We start from the raw sequence: 17,014 nt of genomic DNA, 5'->3' as shown, positions 1-17,014 counted from the left end.
GAGGGCTTTGTGCCGGGCGCGCGGCGCGGGAGCGCCGCGCGCGCCTCGCGTGCCTCCGCGGCCAGAGGCCGGGCGAGCCTCGGCATGAGGGATCGATCGGTTACTTGCGCACGCCCGTGCCCGGGGACGTGCAATCAGGCCCATGGCAGCCGCCAATCGGCACGGGCACAGGGCTTGCCGACCTGGGCCCGCAACCCGATCAGCCACGAGCCGCGTGCTCACACCCCGAAGGAGCTTCAATGTTCGCTCACAACAAGCGATTGCAATACACCGTCCGCGTCACCGAAAGCAATCCAGGTCTTGCCAACCTCATGCTCGAACAGTTCGGCGGTCCGCAGGGCGAACTCGCCGCGGCCTGCCGCTACTTCAACCAGTATCTCGGCGAGGACGACCCCGGCCGGCGCGACATGCTGATCGACATCGCGACCGAGGAGCTGAGCCACCTCGAGGTGATCGGCACCATCATCGCCATGCTCAACAAGGGCGCGAAGGGCCGCCTGTCGGAAGCGGTCGACAGCGAGGCCGACATGTACCGCCAGATCTCCGGCTACGGCAACGGCTCGCACGTGACCCAGGTGCTGTACGGCGGCGGCCCTCCGTACACCAACTCCGGCGGGCAGCTCTGGAACGCGGGCTACATCGACACCATCGGTGACCCCGCCGCCGACCTGCGCTCGAACATCGCCGCCGAGTCGCGCGCCAAGATTGTCTACGAGCGCCTGATCGCACTCACCGACGACCCGGGCGTGAAGGACGCGCTGGGCTTCTTGATGACGCGCGAGATCGCCCACCAGCAGTCGTTCGAGAAGGCGCTCTACTCGATCCAGCCGAACTTCCCGCCCGGCAAGCTCGCCGGCAAGGCCGAGTTCACCAACGTCTACTTCAACATGTCGACCGGCGACGGCGATGCGCGCGGCCCGTGGAACAGCGAGCCGACCTTCGAGGTGCGCGAGGCGACGCCGGCCGTCGACGGCGGCAGCGGCCTGCCGGAGGTCACCATGGAGAAGGGCGACCTTGCCGTGGCCGAGAAGATGGCCGTTCGCCTTCAGTCCGACGTGACGGTCGACCCGGTGACCGGTGCGATGCTCGGCATGGGCGGCCTCGACGCCAACGGCACCGCTGCCACCGGCGCCGATGCGTCGCCAGGCATGGCGCCGCAAGCGGCGAAGGAGAACGCGATGATGCAGGCGCAGTCCGGCACCCGCGAGCCGCCGCTCGCCGCGACGACCAAGGCCTGAGGCAAGGGAGCCGGTCCGCGGCTCCTGGCTTCGACTCGAAAGCAGCGCCGGCGACGGCGCTGCTTTTTTCTTGGTGCTCCCGAACTGCGGGGTCGGCCGCCTCGCGGGCCTCCAGCGGCAAGGCCCGCGGCCCGGTTCAGGTCAGCGTGCGCCAGATCAGCACCAGGTTGAGCACGATGATCGTGGTCGCGATCAGCGCCGCCACGATGGCCGTGGTCCGACCGTTCGCGAAGCTGCCCATGATCGAACGCTGGCTCGTGTAGCGGATCAGCGGAACGATCGCGAACGGCAGTTGCAGGCTGAGCACCACCTGGCTCGCGATCAGCAGCTTGGCGATCGCCGACTCGCCGTAGACCAGCGTCACGAAAAGCGCCGGCACGATCGCGATCGAGCGGGTCAGGAGGCGGCGCACCCAGGGCGGAATGCGCAGCTGCAGATAGCCCTCCATCACGATCTGCCCGGCGAGGGTGGCGGTCACGGCCGAGCTCTGGCCGGACGCGAGCAGGGCGAGCGCGAAGGTGGTGCCGGCGACCGTGGTGCCGGTCATCACGGCGAGCAGGCCGTGCGCGTCCTCGAGTTCGGCGACCTGGAACTGCCCGTTCGCATGGAACGCCGCTCCCGCCATCACGAGGATCGATGCGTTGATCACGAACGCCAACGCCAGCGCCGCGATGATGTCGATCGTCGCGTAGGTGATCGCGACCTTCTTGCCGCCGGCCCCCGGGTCGGCCGGCCGCGACTTCACCGCCGACGAGTGCAGGTAAAGGTTGTGCGGCATCACCGTCGCGCCGATGATCCCGATCGCGATGTAGAGCATGCCGGGGTCCAGGACGGTGCGCGACGTCGGAACGAAGCCCGCGAACACCGCCTGCCACTGTGGCTGCGCCATCGCGACCGTGATGCCGAGGCAGACCACCACGATCGAGATCAGGCTGATCACCAGCGCCTCGAGATAGCGGAAGCCGCGCTGCTGCAGCCACAGCACGAGCAGCACGTCGAGCACGGTGAGCGAGACGCCCATGGCGAGCGGCAGGCCGAACAGGAGCTTGAGCGCGATCGCGGTGCCGATCACCTCGGCCAGGTCGGCCGCGCAGATCGCGATCTCGCAGAGCAGCCACTGCCATACCACGCTGCCGGGCCGCGAATGGGCACGGCACGCCTGCGCGAGGTCGAGCCCGGTGACGATGCCCAGGCGTGCGGCCAGCACCTGCAGGAACATCGCCATCGCGCTCGAGAGCATCACGATCCAGAGCAGCGCATAGCCGTAGGTCGAACCGCCGGCGAGGTCGGTCGCCCAGTTGCCGGGGTCCATGTAGCCGACCGCGATGAGGTAGCCCGGGCCCAGGAAGCCGAGCAGACGGCGCAGCGAGAACGGCCGCGCCGCCGGTGGCAGCGGAGGGCGCGGCGACAGCGGCACCTCGCAGGCGAGCGTGTCACCCGAGCCGTGCGGCCTGAACATTCCTGAAGACATGGGTCCCTTGCAAGCGATCGATCGTGCGCGGCGAAGGCAAACCTTGTGCCGCGCTTCGATGATGCGCGACGCCGCGGGCGGTCGGGAGAGGCAAAGCCCGATGCGGCGCGGGCGCCTGCGCACGCAGGCTGCCGACGATGGTGAACGCCGCGGTGCGCACCCGCCGATCGGGCAACGGCTCGCCGGCGTCGTTCGACGACGACGGGTCGCTCAGGCGCCGCGCCGCCCGATCAGGGTGCCAGGCGTTCGCGCACCCATTGCCGCCCCTCGAGCCGGTAACGCAAGCGGTCGTGCAGGCGCGACGGGCGCCCTTGCCAGAACTCCCAGCGATCCGGAACCAGCCGCAGGCCGCCCCAGTGCGGCGGGCGCGGCGGCTGCAGGAGGAAGCGCGCGCTGTAGCGCGCGGCGCTGGCGACGAGCTCGGCACGCGACGCGATCACCTCGCTTTGCGGCGATGCCCATGCACCGATGCGCGACTCGAGCGGGCGCGACGCGAAGTAGGCGTCCGACTCGGCCTCGTCGACCTTCTCGACACGGCCCTCGATGCGCACCACGCGCTCGAGCTCGACCCAATGGAATTGCAGCGCCGCGTACGGATTGGCGGCGAGCTCGCGGCCCTTGCGACTCTGGTAGTTCGTGTACCAGACGATGCCACGTGCGTCGTAGCCCTTGATCAGCACGATTCGGGTCGAGGGTCGGTGGTCGGGGCCGACCGTCGCGAGCGTCATCGCGTTCGGCTCGGGCAGCCTGGCAGCCAGCGCCTGCTCGAGCCAGCGCGAGAACTGCTGCAACGGGTCGGCGGCCGATGCCGATTCGTCGAGCGCGTCGCGCTCGTAGCTCTTGCGCAGCGCGGCGATGTCGTCCATGCGGCGCAGTATAGAAAGTGCACCGGGCAGGGGTGGCGCGGCTTCGCGGTTCGCGGTCGGGTGGAGCGCCGGCGAGGCATGCGGCTTGCACGGGCAGGCCGCTCCCGGTTTCGACCCGGGGGAACCCTTTCAGTGAACACACCACTATCGAACCCGGGGTCGACCTCCGATCCTTCGACCCACTCGTCTTCCGTTTCTCGTGCGCCGCGCCGTGTCGCGGCCGCCAGCCCGAACCCCCACGCCATGACCGACTCGGTGGCTGTCGTCGTTCTTGCCGCCGGACTCGGTTCCCGCTTCGGCGGGCCGCTGCACAAGCTGGCCCAACCGCTCGGCGACTCGACCGTGCTGTCGCGCACGCTCGAGACGTCGATCGCGACCGGGCTGCCGGTCGTCGTCGTCACGACGCAAGGCCTTTCCGAGCTGGCGCGGCGCAGCGTCGCCGCGCGCGACGTCGTCGTGGTGCCGCCGGTCGGCTCGGCCGGCGGACTCGGCATGGGCTACTCGATCAGTGCCGGCGTGACGGCGCGTCCCGACGCCGCCGGCTGGATCGTGCTGCCGGGCGACATGCCGCTGGTGCGACCGAGCACGCTTCTGCGCGTGGCTGCAGCCCTGACCGACCATCTCGTCGTCTATGCGCAGCACCAGGGGCGGCGCGGCCATCCGGTCGGCTTCTCGCTGGGGCTCTACTCCGACCTCGTCGCGCTGAGCGGAGACGAGGGCGCGCGGCGGCTGCTCGCGCGCTACCCCGCGCTGGGCCTCGAGGTCGACGACGCCGGCGTGCTGATCGACATCGACACGCCCGACGACCTCGCTGCGGTGCGCCACCGCGCACCGGCCGGCGAGCAGCGCGCGCCGAGCAACGTCGGCGTCTGACGCGCGCCGCTCCGCCGGGCTCGCCCGGGCCTCAAGGCGCGAGCGCGTGCCGGCGCGCGAGTTCGACGATGCGCTCGATGTCGCGGTCGACGATGCCGTGGCTGCGCAGGCACGTCGCGGTGTCGAGCAGGTAGGCGAGCGTGCTGCCGTAGCGCCCGCTCGCGTGGCGCAGGATCTCGACCATCTGCTCGTCCGGCACGCAGCCCGTGTGAGCGGGGCTGTGCCGGCTCAAGGTGAAGGCGAGCGCGGGCACGCGACCGAGCGGCGTCCTGCACGGCAGCCACTTGGCGTCGTAGATGCCCGTCGGCATCTCGCGCCTCCAGAGCTTTTCGAGCTCGGCATCGGCGATGCGCTGCTCGATGCGGTAGGCCTTGCCGCGGCACGAGCCGCCCGGCACCAGCGCGAACACGAGCCCCGGCCGCTCGGGCGTGCCGCGGTTGACCCGCGAGCGCATCTCGAGCGCGCGGTGGAAGCCGTACACGGTCGCCGCGCGTTCCTCGACGAACTCGAACTCGGGGCGCCAGATCAGCGACGCGTAGCCGAACACCCAGAGGTCGCCGTGACCGCCCCAGGTGCGGCGCGCCTGCGCGAGCAGCGCGTGCGGGTCGCGCGCGCCGGGTAGCGCGGCGTGCGTCATCGCCGGCGCGTCGTGCCGCCCGCGCGACGGGCTCGCAGACGCGCGGCCGGACGCTGCGACGCGGAACGCGGGCTCGGCTTCACGCCGGCCAGGCTCCTAGGTCCCACGCTGGATCAGCTCGATCTTGTAGCCGTCGGGGTCCACCACGAAGGCGATGATGGTCGAGCCGCCCTTCACCGGCCCGGCCTCGCGCGTGATCGTGCCCCCGTTGGCGCGGATCGTCTCGCAGGCCGAGGCGACGTCGTCGACGCCGAGCGCGAGGTGGCCGAACGCGGTGCCGTGCTCGTAGCTCGACACGCCATGGTTGTAGGTGAGCTCGATCTCGGCGTGCTCGGGGTTGCTGCCGTAGCCGACGAACGCCAGCGAGTACTGCTGCTCCGGGCGATGGGTGGTGCGCAGCAGCTTCATCCCGAGAACGCGCGTGTAGAAGTCGATCGACCGTTCGAGGTCGCCGACGCGCAGCATGGTGTGGAGGAATCTCATGGTGGGAACCGAAACGAAAACGCCGAGCGTAGCGTCTGAGCACGTCTCGTGCCGCTGGTGAAAGCGAATGCTTGTAGATACAATCGTCGGCATGGCACGACGAGCGGACGGATCGGCAAGGACGATGCAGCGGTCGAAGCACGCCGAAGCGACGGGGGTCGTAACGTCCGGCACGACCCACCTGCGGCCCGCCGCCGGCGCGCCTTCTTCACCGGCCCGGCGCGCGACGCGTGATCCGGGTGCGGAGGCGGCCGGCCCTGCCGCGGCGGCCGCCCAGTCGCCGACGTCCGGCCCGGCGGACGACATGCCGCGCATCGCCGCTCCCGATCCGGCCGCCCGCCCGCAGGGCTGTACCAATCTCAAGCTGCGCCAGCTCACGCGCCGCGTCAGCCGGCAGTACGACGCGGCGGTCGCCGTCGCCGGGCTCAAGACCACCCAGTACTCGCTGCTCTCGGCCATCGTCGCGCGCGAGCCCATCGCACCCGGGCGCCTCGCCCGCCTGCTCGAGATGGACGCGTCGACGCTGACGCGCAACCTGCAGCCGCTGATCGGCGCGGGCTGGGTCGAGGTCGGCGCCGGCGGCGACGCGCGCAGCCGCGTCGTGACCGCGACGTCCTCGGGTCGCGCCAAGCGCGCCGCCGCGCAGGCCGAATGGAAGCGCGCGCAGCTCGCGCTCAACCGCCAGCTCGGCGACGAACGCGTCGTCCGCCTGCACGCCTTGCTCGACGAATGCCTGCGCATCGTCAACGCCGCACCAGGAGACAGCGATGAGCCCGAAAGCCCCTGAAGCCGCCGCCGTGCCTGCTGCGAGCCGCCGCCGCATGGCCTTCTGGCTCGTCCTGCTCGCCGCCGCCGGCACCTTCGCGGTCACGATGGGTGCGCGCCAGTCGATGGGGCTCTTCATCGGTGCGCTCAACACCTCCACCGGACTCGGCCTCGCGGCGATCAGCCTCGCGTTCGGCTTCGGCCAGCTCTGGTGGGGTCTCACGCAGCCGTTCGCCGGCATGGTGGCCGACCGCTGGGGCAGCGGCCGCGTCATCGTCGTCGGCGTGCTGATGGTCGCGCTCGGCACCGCGCTGGTGCCGTTCGCGTCGACCACCTGGGGACTCGTGCTCGTGATCGGCGTGCTCGCCGCCGGAGGCGCCGGGCTCGCCGGCGTCTCGGTGCTGATGGCGGCGACGAGCCGGCTCGTCGCGCCCGAGCGGCGCGGCATCGCGAGCGGCATCGTCAACGCCGGCGGGTCGTTCGGGCAGTTCGTGTTCGCCCCGATCGCGACCGGCGTGATGGCGATCGGCGGCTGGGTCGCCTCGCTGCAGACGCTCGCGCTGGTAACGCTGCTCGCGCTGCCGGCCGCGTGGGTGCTGCGCGGCACCGCGCGTAGCGATGCCAAGCTGGCGGGCGCCGCGGCGCCGCGCGCCGAGCCGGTGCGTCAGGCGCTCGGCCGGGCCTTCGCCAACCCGAGCTACGGGCTCCTCTGCGCGGGCTTCTTCGTCTGCGGCTTCCACGTCGCGTTCATCGCGACGCACCTGCCGGGCGTGATCGCCGCGTGCGGGCTGCCGGCGAACGTCGCCGGCTGGGCGCTCGGCATCATCGGCCTCTTCAACATCGTCGGCAGCCTGGCAATGGGCTGGGCGGTCGGCCGCTGGCGCATGAAGTCGCTGCTCGCGCTGGTCTACGCGGCGCGCGGCGTCGCGGTGCTCGCGTTCGTGCTCGCGCCGAAGACGACGCCGGTGGTCATCGTGTTCTCGGCGTTCATCGGTCTGACCTATCTCTCGACCGTGCCGCCCACCGCCGGACTCGTGGCCAAGTTCTTCGGCACCGCGAACATGGCGATGCTGTTCGGCATCGTGATGCTGTCGCATCAGGTCGGCGGCTTCCTCGGCGCCTGGCTCGGCGGCAAGGCGTACGAGGCGTCGGGCAACTACGACTGGATGTGGTACGCCGACATCCTGCTCGCCGCCGCCGCGGCGCTGGTCAACCTGCCGATCCGCGAGGCGCCGGTCGCGCGCCGGGCCGCCGTCGCCGCCTAGCGGGCAGCGCCGCAGCTGCGGCGCTCAGGCCCGCTCTTCGGTGCGCGCGAGCCAGATGTCGATGCCCTGCGCGTTGAGCTCGAGGTCGAGCTCCAGCAGGTCACGGATCGTCGATTCGTCGAGCGTGACGCCGTGGCTGCGCAGGCTGCCGAGGTGGATCTGCGCAAGGCGCTGGCGCAGCGCGTCCTTGCGCGCCGGGCCGGGCTCGAGCGCCTTCGCCGCGGCCACCATCTCGTCGAGCTGGTCGAGCAGCAGCGCAGCCAGCCGCGGCACGTCGCCGACCCGGCCGAAGTGCGTGAGGTACATCGCCTCGGGGCCGTGACTCAACATGCGCTCGACCGAGTGCCGCAGTGCCTCGGGCTGGAACTGCACCGGCGTCGTGGTCGGCATGATCCACGCGCCGACGGCGGTGTCGAACTCGCGATACGAGAGGCCGAAGGTGTCGCCGGTGAACCAGCCGCAGCTCGCGGCGTCCCACACGCAGTGGTGGTGCATCGCGTGGCCCGGCGTGTCGATGAAGACGAGCGGCCGCCCGGCGAGTTCGAGCGTCATCCCGTCGGCGGTCTCGACCACGCGCTCGCGCGCGACGCCGACGATCTCGCCGTACGAGCGCCGCACCTCGTCGGCGCCGTAGACCGCCTCGGCACCCTTGACGAGGTGGCTCGGGTCGACGAGGTGGCGCGCGCCGCGCGGGTGCACCACCAGGCGCGCGCCGGGCAACTCGCGCATCAGCAGGCCGACGCCGCCGGCGTGGTCGAGGTGGACGTGGGTCGCGATCACGAAGTCGACCGCGTCGCGGGCGAGGCCGAGCGCATCGAGCGCTTCGAGCAGGCGCGGCACCGAGTGGTTGGTGCCGGCGTCGACGAACGCCGCACGGCCGTTCTCGATGATCAGGTAGCTGGCGTCGAAGCGCGGCCGGTGGAACCCGGTGTCGACGACGTGGATGCCGTGGCCGAGCGGCTCGACGAAGGGCAGGGGTCGGGTCATGCGGCCGCCGGTTGAATGGGGCTGCCGATTCTACGAACGCCGCTGGTGAAGCCGTCGGACGCGCTGCGCGGCATGGGCCGAAGGTCGGGAAACGGCTTGTCGCTCGGTGCGTCGCGCCGCGAGCCGGAACAATCGGACCGACAACGTCGACACGATCGAAACGTCGAAGGAGCGATCTTGAGAACGAAGACGAAAGCCGCCGCGGCCGCGGCTGCACGCGCAGCCACCCGAGCGAAGGAGGGAACCGCAAAGGCCGGCAGCGCACGTCGGCTCGGCGTCGCGGCGGCCCTGGCCGCTGCCGCGCTCGCCAGCGCGTGTGGATCGCTCGCCCCCGGCGCGCTCGCGACCGGCACGCCGATCGCACAGGCGCGGCGGGCGCTCGGCGGGCCGACCGGCGAGTACGCGCTGCCCGGCGGCGGCACGCGGCTCGAGTTCGCGCGCGGGGTGTGGGGCCGGCGCACCGACATGCTCGACTTCGATGCCGCCGGGCGGCTCGTCGCCTCGAGCCAGGTGCTGACCGAAGCGAATTTCGCCGCGGTCCGCCCGGGCATGACGTCCGACGAGGTGCTGATGCGGATCGGCCACCCGGCCGAGCGCTTCGGCGTCGCGCGACCGCCGAGCACGATCTGGAACTATCGCTACTTCAGCGGCGACTGCGTCTGGTTCCAGGTCGGCATCGACCCGGCGGGCCGCGTCATCGAGAGCAACTACGCGCAGGACCCGGCGTGCGACCCGGGCGGCGCGCACGAATAGAAGGCGCCCCGAAAGCACTCGGCCCGACGCGAGGTCGGGCCGAAGTGGAAGGCAGGACGCGAGGAGCGGCGAGCGCCCCTGGCGTGGCGCCGCGTCAGGCGGCGAGCAGCTGACGCAGCACGAACGGCAGGATGCCGCCGTGCCTGTAGTAGTCGACCTCGATCGCGGTGTCGATGCGCAGCACCAGCGGCACGCGCCGCTCCGCTCCACCGTCCGCGGGGCGGATCACCAGCGTCGCGTCCTGCTGCGGACGGATGTCGGTGCCGACCTCGATGTCGAAGGTCTCGTCGCCGCGAATGCCGAGCGACTGCCACGAGTCGTCGCCCTTGAACTGCAGCGGCAGCACGCCCATCCCGACGAGGTTCGAGCGGTGGATGCGCTCGAAGCTGCGCGCGACCACCGCCTTGATGCCGAGCAGCTGGGTGCCCTTGGCGGCCCAGTCCCGGCTCGAGCCGGTGCCGTATTCCTCGCCCGCGAAGATGACCGTCGGCGTGCCTTGGGCCATGTACTTCATCGCGGCGTCGTAGATGAACATCTTCTCGCCGCCCGGCTGGAACAGCGTGACGCCGCCTTCCTCGCGCGAGCCGTCGGGGCCGGGCGGGATCATCAGGTTCTTGATGCGCACGTTGGCGAAGGTGCCGCGCATCATCACGTCGTGGTTGCCGCGCCGCGAGCCGTACGAGTTGAAGTCGGCCTTCTGCACGCCGTGCGCCTTGAGCCACTGGCCCGCCGGCGACGCTTCCTTGATCGCACCGGCCGGCGAGATGTGGTCGGTCGTGATCGAGTCGCCGAAGAGGGCCATCGTCCGTGCGCCGCGCACGCCGGCCTCGGTGACCTGCGGCGTCATCGTGAAGCCCTGGAAGAACGGCGGCTCGGCGATGTAGGTCGACGCCGGCCAGTTGTAGACCTGGCCGGTGACGCCCCTGATCTTCTCCCACAGCTTGCCGGGCTCGTGCTCGACCTTGTCGTAGTTCGCCTTGAACGACTTGCCGTTCATCGCGTACTTCATCAGCGCCTGCACCTCGTCGCTCGATGGCCAGATGTCGCCGAGCCAGACGTCGCGGCCGCCCTTGCCCTTGCCGACCGGCTCGGTCATCAGGTCCTTCAGCACGCTGCCGGCGATCGCGTAGGCGACGACGAGCGGCGGGCTGGCGAGGAAGTTCGCCTTCAGGTTGGGGTGGATGCGGGCCTCGAAGTTGCGGTTGCCGGACAGCACCGCGGCGCACACCAGGTCGTTGCCGGCGATCACCTCGTTGATCTCGGGCGTCAGGTCGCCGGCGTTGCCGATGCAGGTGGTGCAGCCGTAGGCCGCGACGCTGAACCCGAGCTTCTCGAGGTAGGGCAGGAGACCGGCCTTCTCGAGGTACTCGGTGACGATGCGCGAGCCCGGGGCGAGCGAGGTCTTGATGTGCGGGCTGACCTTGAGGCCGGCCTCGACCGCCTTCTTGGCCAGGAGACCGGCGCCGATCATCACGCTCGGGTTCGAGGTGTTGGTGCACGAGGTGATCGCGGCGATCAGCACGTCGCCGTTGCCGATCGTGAGATCCGCGCCGAGCGGCTGCGCCGACGGGACCACCGACTGCGCGGCCTCGAGCGTCGGCTTGTTGGCGTTCATCTCGTCGACCGGGCGCGGTGCGCCCGGCTTGACCGAGGGGTTGCGCGGCACCCGGCGCCCGGGCTCGTCGGGGTCGACGGCGCGCGTGCTCGCGAGGTGGCGCGTGCGCAGGTGCTCGGCGGGCTGGTTGAAGCCGTTTTCGGCGGGCGACTTGCTGAACAGGGTGGTGAACGTGTTCTTCACGTTGCCGAGCTCGATGCGGTCCTGCGGACGCTTCGGGCCCGCCAGGCTCGGTGCCACGGTGCCGAGGTCGAGCGTGACCACCTGCGAGTAGTCGACCTGGCCGCGCGTCGGCGCGCCGAACATGCCCTGCGCCTTGAAGTAGGCCTCGAAGGCCTCGATCTCGGCGCGCGTGCGGCCGGTGCCCTCGAAGTACTCGATCGTCTTCTCGTCGACGGGGAAGAAGCCCATCGTCGCGCCGTACTCGGGCGCCATGTTGCCGATGGTCGCGCGGTCGGTCAGGGCGAGGCTGCCGGTGCCTTCGCCGAAGAACTCGACGAACTTGCCGACCACCTTCTCGCGCCGCAGGATCTCGGTGACGGTGAGCACGAGGTCGGTCGCGGTGACGCCTTCGCGCAGGCGACCGGTGAATTCGAAGCCGACCACGTCGGGGGTCAGCAGGTAGACCGGCTGGCCGAGCATCGCGGCCTCGGCCTCGATCCCGCCGACGCCCCAGCCGACAACGCCGATGCCGTTGATCATCGTCGTGTGGCTGTCGGTGCCGACCAGCGTGTCGGGGTAGTACACGGGCGTGACGCCGCGCTTGGCGCTGGTCTTGTGGACGCCGCGCGCCAGGTACTCGAGGTTGACCTGGTGGACGATGCCGAAGCCCGGGGGCACGACGCCGAACGTGTCGAACGCCTGCATGCCCCACTTCATGAACTGGTAGCGCTCCTGGTTGCGCTGGAACTCCAGCTTCATGTTCAGGTCGAGCGCCTTGCGGCTGCCGAAGTAGTCGATCATCACCGAGTGGTCGACCACCAGGTCGACCGGCACCAGCGGCTCGATCGTCTTCGGGTTCTTGCCCATCTTGTCGGCGACGTTGCGCATTGCCGCCAGGTCGGCCAGCAGCGGCACGCCGGTGAAGTCCTGCAGCACGACACGCGCGACCACGAACGGGATCTCGTCGACGCGCGGCGCGTTCGGCTGCCAGTTGGCGAGCTCCGCGACGTGCTCCCGGGTGACCTTCTTGCCGTCGCAGTTGCGCAGCACCGACTCGAGGATGATGCGGATCGAGACCGGCAGGCGGTCGACGTTCGGATAGGTCTTGGCGAGCTCGCGCAGCGAGAAGAACTCGCCGATCTTCCCGGAGGCGGTCTGGAAGTGCTTGCGGGTGTTCTCGAAGGCGTGGGGGCTGGCGCTCTCGGCGTCGGCGACGGCAGTGCTGGCGTTTGCGGGCATGGTCGGGTCCTGAGGTTTTGCGGCGGAATTGTGCCGCGCTCACGCGATCGTCGCTGCCCTGGAAGGTTGGAATGAATTGCGCTGGCGGCACGAGCGCGCCGCGGTCGGCGCGCGGGCGGGCGGCCTGGAGCGCGTCCCTATAATCGCCGCCTCCCCGAGCGCGTCGGCCGTGCCGCAGCTCGCCTCTTGCCGCGGGCCATGAGCGCCCGACCGCTCGCCGCGATCGCGTCCGCAGCGCCAGCCCAGCCCACATCGTTCGTGAAGCATCTGATCCTGCCGGTCGAGACCGCCGCGCGCGAGCTCGACGCCAAGCTGCTTCTGGCGGTGCACGCCGTTCAGCGCGGCGTCGCGGTGACGCTCGGCTTGAAGGCGCTGCTCAACCTCGCGATCGACCGCTTTCCGGCGGGCGTTTTCCTGCCGCCGAACTTTTCGCGCTCGAGCGAGAAGATGATCGCGATCGCCGGCCAGCTCGGTCACCGCGTCGTCGGCTGGGACGAGGAGGGGCTGGTCTGGATCAACGAGGCGATGTACCGCGAGCGCCGCGTCAGCCGCCGCTCGCTCGCTGGTCTGGAAAAGGTGTTCGCCTGGGGCGCGCAGCAGGCCGATGCCTTGCGGCCCGCCCTCGACGGCCTCGACGTCGACCTGGTGCTGGCGGGCCACCCGCGCGCCGACCTGCTGCGGCCGGCACTGCGCGCCTCGTACGCGGCGCGCGCCGAAGCGCTGCGCGCCGAGCTCGGCGATTTCATCCTCGTCAACTCGAACTTCGGCTGGCTCAACCATGCGCTGCGCTACGGCTTCACCGCCAACGGCGAGCGCGACCTCGCGGCGCTGGCCGCACGTTCGGGGTTCCCGGCCGACTACCTCGCGCATCGGCTCGCGCTCTACAACCGCTTCGTCGAGGTGCTGCCGGCGATCGCGCGGCGCTTTCCGGACCGGCAGATCGTGATCCGCCCGCATCCGTCCGAGAGCGACGTCGACTGGCGCCGCGCCAGCGAGGGCCTGGCCAACGTGACGGTGCGCTACGACAGCGAGCTGATCCCGTGGCTGCTGGCGGCGGGGCACATCATCCACAACGGCTGCACGACGGCGCTGGAGACCGCGATGCTCGACCGCACGCCGATCTCGTACCGGCCGGTGATCTCACCGAGGCACGAGATCCCGCAGCCGGCGCTGGTCAGCGTCGAGGCGCGCACGCCGGCCGATCTGCTCGATCTGCTCGGCGACGGCGGGCTGACGCGGCGCGTCGAGGCGCCGGTCGCAACCAACCTTGCCGGCCTCGTCGCGTCGGCCAGCGGCGCGCTCGCCAGCGAGCGCATGGCCGCGGTGATCGACGCGATGCTGTCCGAGCCGCGCCCGCCGGTGAGCCGGTGGCGCCGCCTCGGCGGCCGAGCGGCCGCGATGCAGCGCCGCATGAAGCATCGGCGCACGTCCGCGGCAGGCGATTCGTCGCGCAATCCGGCCTACTACTCGCAGAAGTTCCCGCCGACGCCCGTCGCCGAGATCGAGGCCCGCACCGCAGCGTTCGCGGCCGCGCTCGGCCTTCCCGCACCGCGCGTCGCCGAGATCTCGGACCGCGTGTTCCGCCTCACGCCGGCCTGACCCGGCACATCCTCATGTCGACCACGAACACCGAACGCCGCCACTGGCTCGTCGCGCCCGAGCCGGGCGCCGCCTGCTCCGTGGTGGCCGAGATCGCGCAGGCGCACGACGGCAGCCTCGGCCAGGCGCACGCCTACATCGACTGCGCGGCGGCGGCCGGCGCCGACGCCGTGAAGTTCCAGACCCACATCGCGGCCGCCGAGAGCACGCCCGCCGAGCCCTGGCGCGTCAAGTTCAGCCGCCAGGACGAGACCCGCTACGCGTACTGGAAGCGGATGGAGTTCACGGCCGAGCAGTGGGCCGGGCTCAAGGCGCATGCCGAGGACAAGGGTCTCGTCTTCCTCAGCTCGCCGTTCTCGATCGAGGCGGTCGAGCTGCTGCGCCGCATCGGCATCTCGGCGTGGAAGGTCGCCTCGGGCGAGCTCACCAACCTGCCGATGCTGCGCGAGATCGCACGCGACCGGCGTCCGATCATGCTGTCGACCGGCATGAGCCCGCTCGACGAGATCGAGCCCGCTGCCGCGCTCGTTCGTGACGCCGGCGCCCCGCTCGCGGTGTTCCAGTGCACCACGCGCTACCCGTCGCCGCCCGAGACGATCGGCCTCAACGTGCTCGACGAGCTGCGCCAGCGCTTCGGCTGCGCGGTCGGTCTGTCGGACCATTCGGGAACCATCTTCCCGGCGCTCGCCGCGTCCGCCGCGCACCGCATCGAGGTGCTCGAGATCCACCTCACGATGAGCCGCGAGATGTTCGGCCCCGACGTGCCAGCGTCGGTCACGCCGCCCGAGCTGCGCACGATCTGCGACGGCATCCGCTTCATCGAGCGCATGCGCGCCGCACCGGTCGACAAGTCGCGCGTCGACCCGTCGGTGGGGGCGATGCGCGACATCTTCTTCAAGAGCGTGGTCGCGCTGCGCGACCTGCCGGCCGGCAGCGTGCTCGCGCGCGAGGACCTGGGCGTCAAGAAGCCCGGCACCGGCATCCCCGCGGCCGAGCTCGACCGCGTGGTCGGCAAGGTGCTGCGGCGAGCCGTCGAGCGCGACGTGCCGCTCGGCGCCGACGACATCGAGGCCGCTTGAAGCGCAAGGTCTGCGTCGTCATCACCGCGCGGCCGAGCTACGCGCGGGTGAAGACCGCGCTCGAGGCGATCCGCGCGCACCAGGGGCTCGAGCTGCAGCTGGTGGTCGCCGCATCGGCGCTGCTCGACCGCTACGGCAATGCGCTGCAGGTGATCGAGGCCGAGGGCTTTCGCGTCGACCGCACGGTCTACATGATCGTGGAGGGCGAGAACCTCGTGACGTCGGCCAAGTCGACCGGCTTCGGTCTCGCCGAGCTGGCGACGGTGTTCAACGACCTCAAGCCCGACATGGTGGTCTCGATCGCCGACCGCTACGAGACGATCGCGGCGTCCGTGGCGGCGGCCTACATGAACATCCCGCTGGTCCACCTGCAGGGCGGCGAGGTGACCGGGTCGATCGACGAGAAGACGCGTCACGCGAACACCAAGCTCGCCGACATCCACCTGGTTTGCAGCGAAAGCGCGCGCGTGCGCGTCGAGCGGATGGGCGAGCGCAGCGACCGCGTCTATCTGACCGGCTGCCCGTCGATCGACCTCGCGCGGCAGGCGCTCGAGGCCGAGCCACGCGACCTCGCGGCGCTCGCTGCGGCGTACACCGGCGTCGGCGCACCGGTCGACCTCGCGCGGCCTTACCTCGTCGTCATGCAGCACCCGGTGACGACCGAGTACGCCGAGGCTCGCCGGCAGACCGCGACGACGATCGACGCGATCGACGCGCTCGGCGTGCCGACGCTCTGGTTCTGGCCCAACGTCGACGCCGGCTCCGACGGGGCTTCGAAGGCGATCCGCAACGCGCGCGAAAACGGGCGCCTCGCCCATGCACACTTCTACAAGAACATGCGTCCGCTCGACTTCCTGTCGATCCTCGTCAACAGCCGCGGCATCGTCGGCAACTCGTCGGTCGCCCTGCGCGAGTGCGCCTTCCTCGGCGTGCCGGCGGTCAACGTCGGCAGCCGCCAGCAGGGGCGCGACCGCGGCCGCAACGTGGTCGACGTCGGCCACGACGCCGAGGCGATCGCCACCGCGGTGCGCCGCATGTGGTCGAGCAGCGAGCGGCCGCGCGACCTGATCTACGGCGACGGCCATGCCGGCCGGCGTATCGCCGATGTGCTGGCGACGGCGCCGCTGTCGATCGAGAAGATGCTGACCTACTGATGGCCGCCGCGCGCGCGAGGAGCGAGCCCTAGATGCTGCGCGGCGAACCGCTCACCGCGATCATTCCCGTGCGCGGCGGCTCGCGCGGCATCCCCGGCAAGAACCTGCGCCCGGTGGCCGGCGGCGACAGCCTGCTCGAGCGCGCGATCAAGCTCGCGAACCGCGGCGCGGCGATCGACCGCGTGATCGTCAGCACCGACGACCCCGCGATGCACGCGATCGCGACCCGCCACGGCGTGCAGTCGCCGACCCTGCGCCCGGCGCATCTCGCGGACGACACCGCGACCACACTCGCCGTCGTCGACCACGTGCTCGCGGAGTGCGGCGTCGACCGCGGCGCGCTGCTGATCCTGCAGGCGACGTCGCCGTTCCGCACGCTCGCGGACCTCGACGCGGTGTGCCGGCTCTACGCAAGCAGCGATGCCGACGCGGTCGTGAGCCTCGCCGAAGTCGACGAGCCGCGCCCGGAAAAGCTCAAGCGCCTCGTCGACGGCTACGTCGCGCCGTACCTCGGCAGCGGCTTCGAGGGCCCGCGCCAGGCGCTGCCGCAGCCCCTGCGCCTCAACGGCGCGTTCTACCTGGTCGGCCTCGACGCGTTCCGGCGCGAGCGCAGCTTCCTGCCGCGGGCGACGCTGCCGTACCTGATGCCCGACGCGCGCAGCCACAACCTCGACTCGTCGACCGACTGGCAGGTCATGGAAGCGATGATCGCGGCGGGTCACTGGCGCCTCGAAGACGTCGGGCCTTGAGGCGCATGCGCCGCGAGCAGGGCGACACGGCCGCGTCGAGGGCGCGGCGGGGCGCGGTGTAGCATCGCCGACCGCTTCT

The 17,014-nt window shown here is 71.1% G+C and carries 15 protein-coding genes; 9 read left to right on the top strand and 6 right to left on the bottom strand.

What is annotated here, in order from left to right; all coding sequences use genetic code 11:
- Nucleotides 1-239 precede the first annotated feature (239 nt).
- The gene (locus HQN59_RS05700; protein ID WP_176066965.1) at nt 240-1,238 is read left to right on the top strand and encodes a manganese catalase family protein; all 999 of its coding nucleotides are present in this window, start codon (nt 240-242) and stop codon (nt 1,236-1,238) included.
- 136 nt (nt 1,239-1,374) lie between these two features.
- On the opposite strand, the gene HQN59_RS05695 is transcribed toward HQN59_RS05700, so the two are convergent.
- Both HQN59_RS05695 and pdxH read right to left on the bottom strand, forming a co-directional pair.
- Nucleotides 1,375-2,697: an Nramp family divalent metal transporter gene (locus tag HQN59_RS05695; protein WP_217703854.1), complete on the bottom strand. Its 1,323-nt coding sequence runs from the start codon at nt 2,695-2,697 to the stop codon at nt 1,375-1,377.
- A gap of 242 nt (nt 2,698-2,939) precedes the next feature.
- Nucleotides 2,940-3,575, bottom strand: coding sequence for a pyridoxamine 5'-phosphate oxidase (pdxH, locus tag HQN59_RS05690; protein WP_176066961.1), 636 nt, complete (start codon nt 3,573-3,575; stop codon nt 2,940-2,942).
- A 243-nt stretch (nt 3,576-3,818) separates the two neighbouring features.
- Between pdxH and HQN59_RS05685 the strand changes: the two genes are divergently transcribed.
- A complete protein-coding gene (locus HQN59_RS05685; protein WP_176066959.1) occupies nt 3,819-4,448 on the top strand; it encodes a nucleotidyltransferase family protein in 630 nt (209 codons plus the stop codon).
- Nucleotides 4,449-4,479: 31 nt separating this feature from the next.
- Here the strand turns inward: HQN59_RS05685 and HQN59_RS05680 are convergent, their stop codons facing one another.
- Both HQN59_RS05680 and gloA read right to left on the bottom strand, forming a co-directional pair.
- A complete protein-coding gene (locus tag HQN59_RS05680; RefSeq protein WP_176066957.1) occupies nt 4,480-5,085 on the bottom strand; it encodes a gamma-glutamylcyclotransferase in 606 nt (201 codons plus the stop codon).
- Nucleotides 5,086-5,181: 96 nt separating this feature from the next.
- Nucleotides 5,182-5,568, bottom strand: a complete 387-nt coding sequence (gene gloA, locus HQN59_RS05675; protein ID WP_176066955.1) for a lactoylglutathione lyase — start codon at nt 5,566-5,568, stop codon at nt 5,182-5,184.
- 304 nt (nt 5,569-5,872) lie between these two features.
- Here gloA and HQN59_RS05670 point away from each other — a divergent pair, with 304 nt between their 5' ends.
- A complete protein-coding gene (locus tag HQN59_RS05670; RefSeq protein ID WP_176066953.1) occupies nt 5,873-6,355 on the top strand; it encodes a MarR family winged helix-turn-helix transcriptional regulator in 483 nt (160 codons plus the stop codon).
- On the top strand, nt 6,336-7,598 hold the full coding sequence (locus HQN59_RS05665; protein WP_176066951.1) for an MFS transporter: 1,263 nt from the start codon (nt 6,336-6,338) through the stop codon (nt 7,596-7,598). Before HQN59_RS05670 ends, HQN59_RS05665 begins: the two co-directional genes overlap by 20 nt.
- Nucleotides 7,599-7,622: 24 nt before the next feature.
- On the opposite strand, the gene HQN59_RS05660 is transcribed toward HQN59_RS05665, so the two are convergent.
- Nucleotides 7,623-8,585, bottom strand: coding sequence for an MBL fold metallo-hydrolase (locus tag HQN59_RS05660; protein ID WP_176066949.1), 963 nt, complete (start codon nt 8,583-8,585; stop codon nt 7,623-7,625).
- A gap of 177 nt (nt 8,586-8,762) precedes the next feature.
- Between HQN59_RS05660 and HQN59_RS05655 the strand changes: the two genes are divergently transcribed.
- Nucleotides 8,763-9,338: a hypothetical protein gene (locus HQN59_RS05655; protein ID WP_176066947.1), complete on the top strand. Its 576-nt coding sequence runs from the start codon at nt 8,763-8,765 to the stop codon at nt 9,336-9,338.
- A gap of 94 nt (nt 9,339-9,432) precedes the next feature.
- Here HQN59_RS05655 and HQN59_RS05650 read toward each other — a convergent pair whose 3' ends face one another.
- Nucleotides 9,433-12,354 carry an aconitate hydratase gene (locus tag HQN59_RS05650; protein ID WP_176066945.1) on the bottom strand — a complete coding sequence of 974 codons (2,922 nt, stop codon included), beginning with the start codon at nt 12,352-12,354 and terminating at the stop codon, nt 9,433-9,435.
- Nucleotides 12,355-12,552: 198 nt separating this feature from the next.
- Between HQN59_RS05650 and HQN59_RS05645 the strand changes: the two genes are divergently transcribed.
- Genes HQN59_RS05645 through HQN59_RS05630 form a run of 4 tightly spaced genes read left to right on the top strand, consistent with a single transcriptional unit; the run spans nt 12,553 to nt 16,935 of the window.
- Nucleotides 12,553-13,953 (top strand): surface carbohydrate biosynthesis protein, encoded by a 1,401-nt coding sequence (locus HQN59_RS05645; RefSeq protein ID WP_176066943.1) that lies wholly within the window; start codon nt 12,553-12,555, stop codon nt 13,951-13,953.
- A 14-nt stretch (nt 13,954-13,967) separates the two neighbouring features.
- Complete coding sequence (locus HQN59_RS05640; RefSeq protein WP_217703853.1) at nt 13,968-15,032, top strand: N-acetylneuraminate synthase family protein; 1,065 nt, start codon at nt 13,968-13,970, stop codon at nt 15,030-15,032.
- Nucleotides 15,029-16,186, top strand: a complete 1,158-nt coding sequence (gene neuC, locus HQN59_RS05635) for a UDP-N-acetylglucosamine 2-epimerase (protein ID WP_176066941.1) — start codon at nt 15,029-15,031, stop codon at nt 16,184-16,186. The genes HQN59_RS05640 and neuC overlap by 4 nt, the downstream gene beginning before the upstream one ends.
- 32 nt (nt 16,187-16,218) lie before the next feature.
- Complete coding sequence (locus HQN59_RS05630) at nt 16,219-16,935, top strand: acylneuraminate cytidylyltransferase family protein (RefSeq protein ID WP_176066939.1); 717 nt, start codon at nt 16,219-16,221, stop codon at nt 16,933-16,935.
- Nucleotides 16,936-17,014 lie beyond the last annotated feature (79 nt).

It is taken from the genome of Rhizobacter koreensis (assembly GCF_013366375.1).
In the GTDB taxonomy this organism is placed as follows: Bacteria; Pseudomonadota; Gammaproteobacteria; order Burkholderiales; family Burkholderiaceae_C; genus Schlegelella_A; species Schlegelella_A koreensis.
The sequence above is the reverse complement of the archived record's forward strand: the minus strand, read 5'-3'. Positions and strand labels throughout refer to the sequence as shown.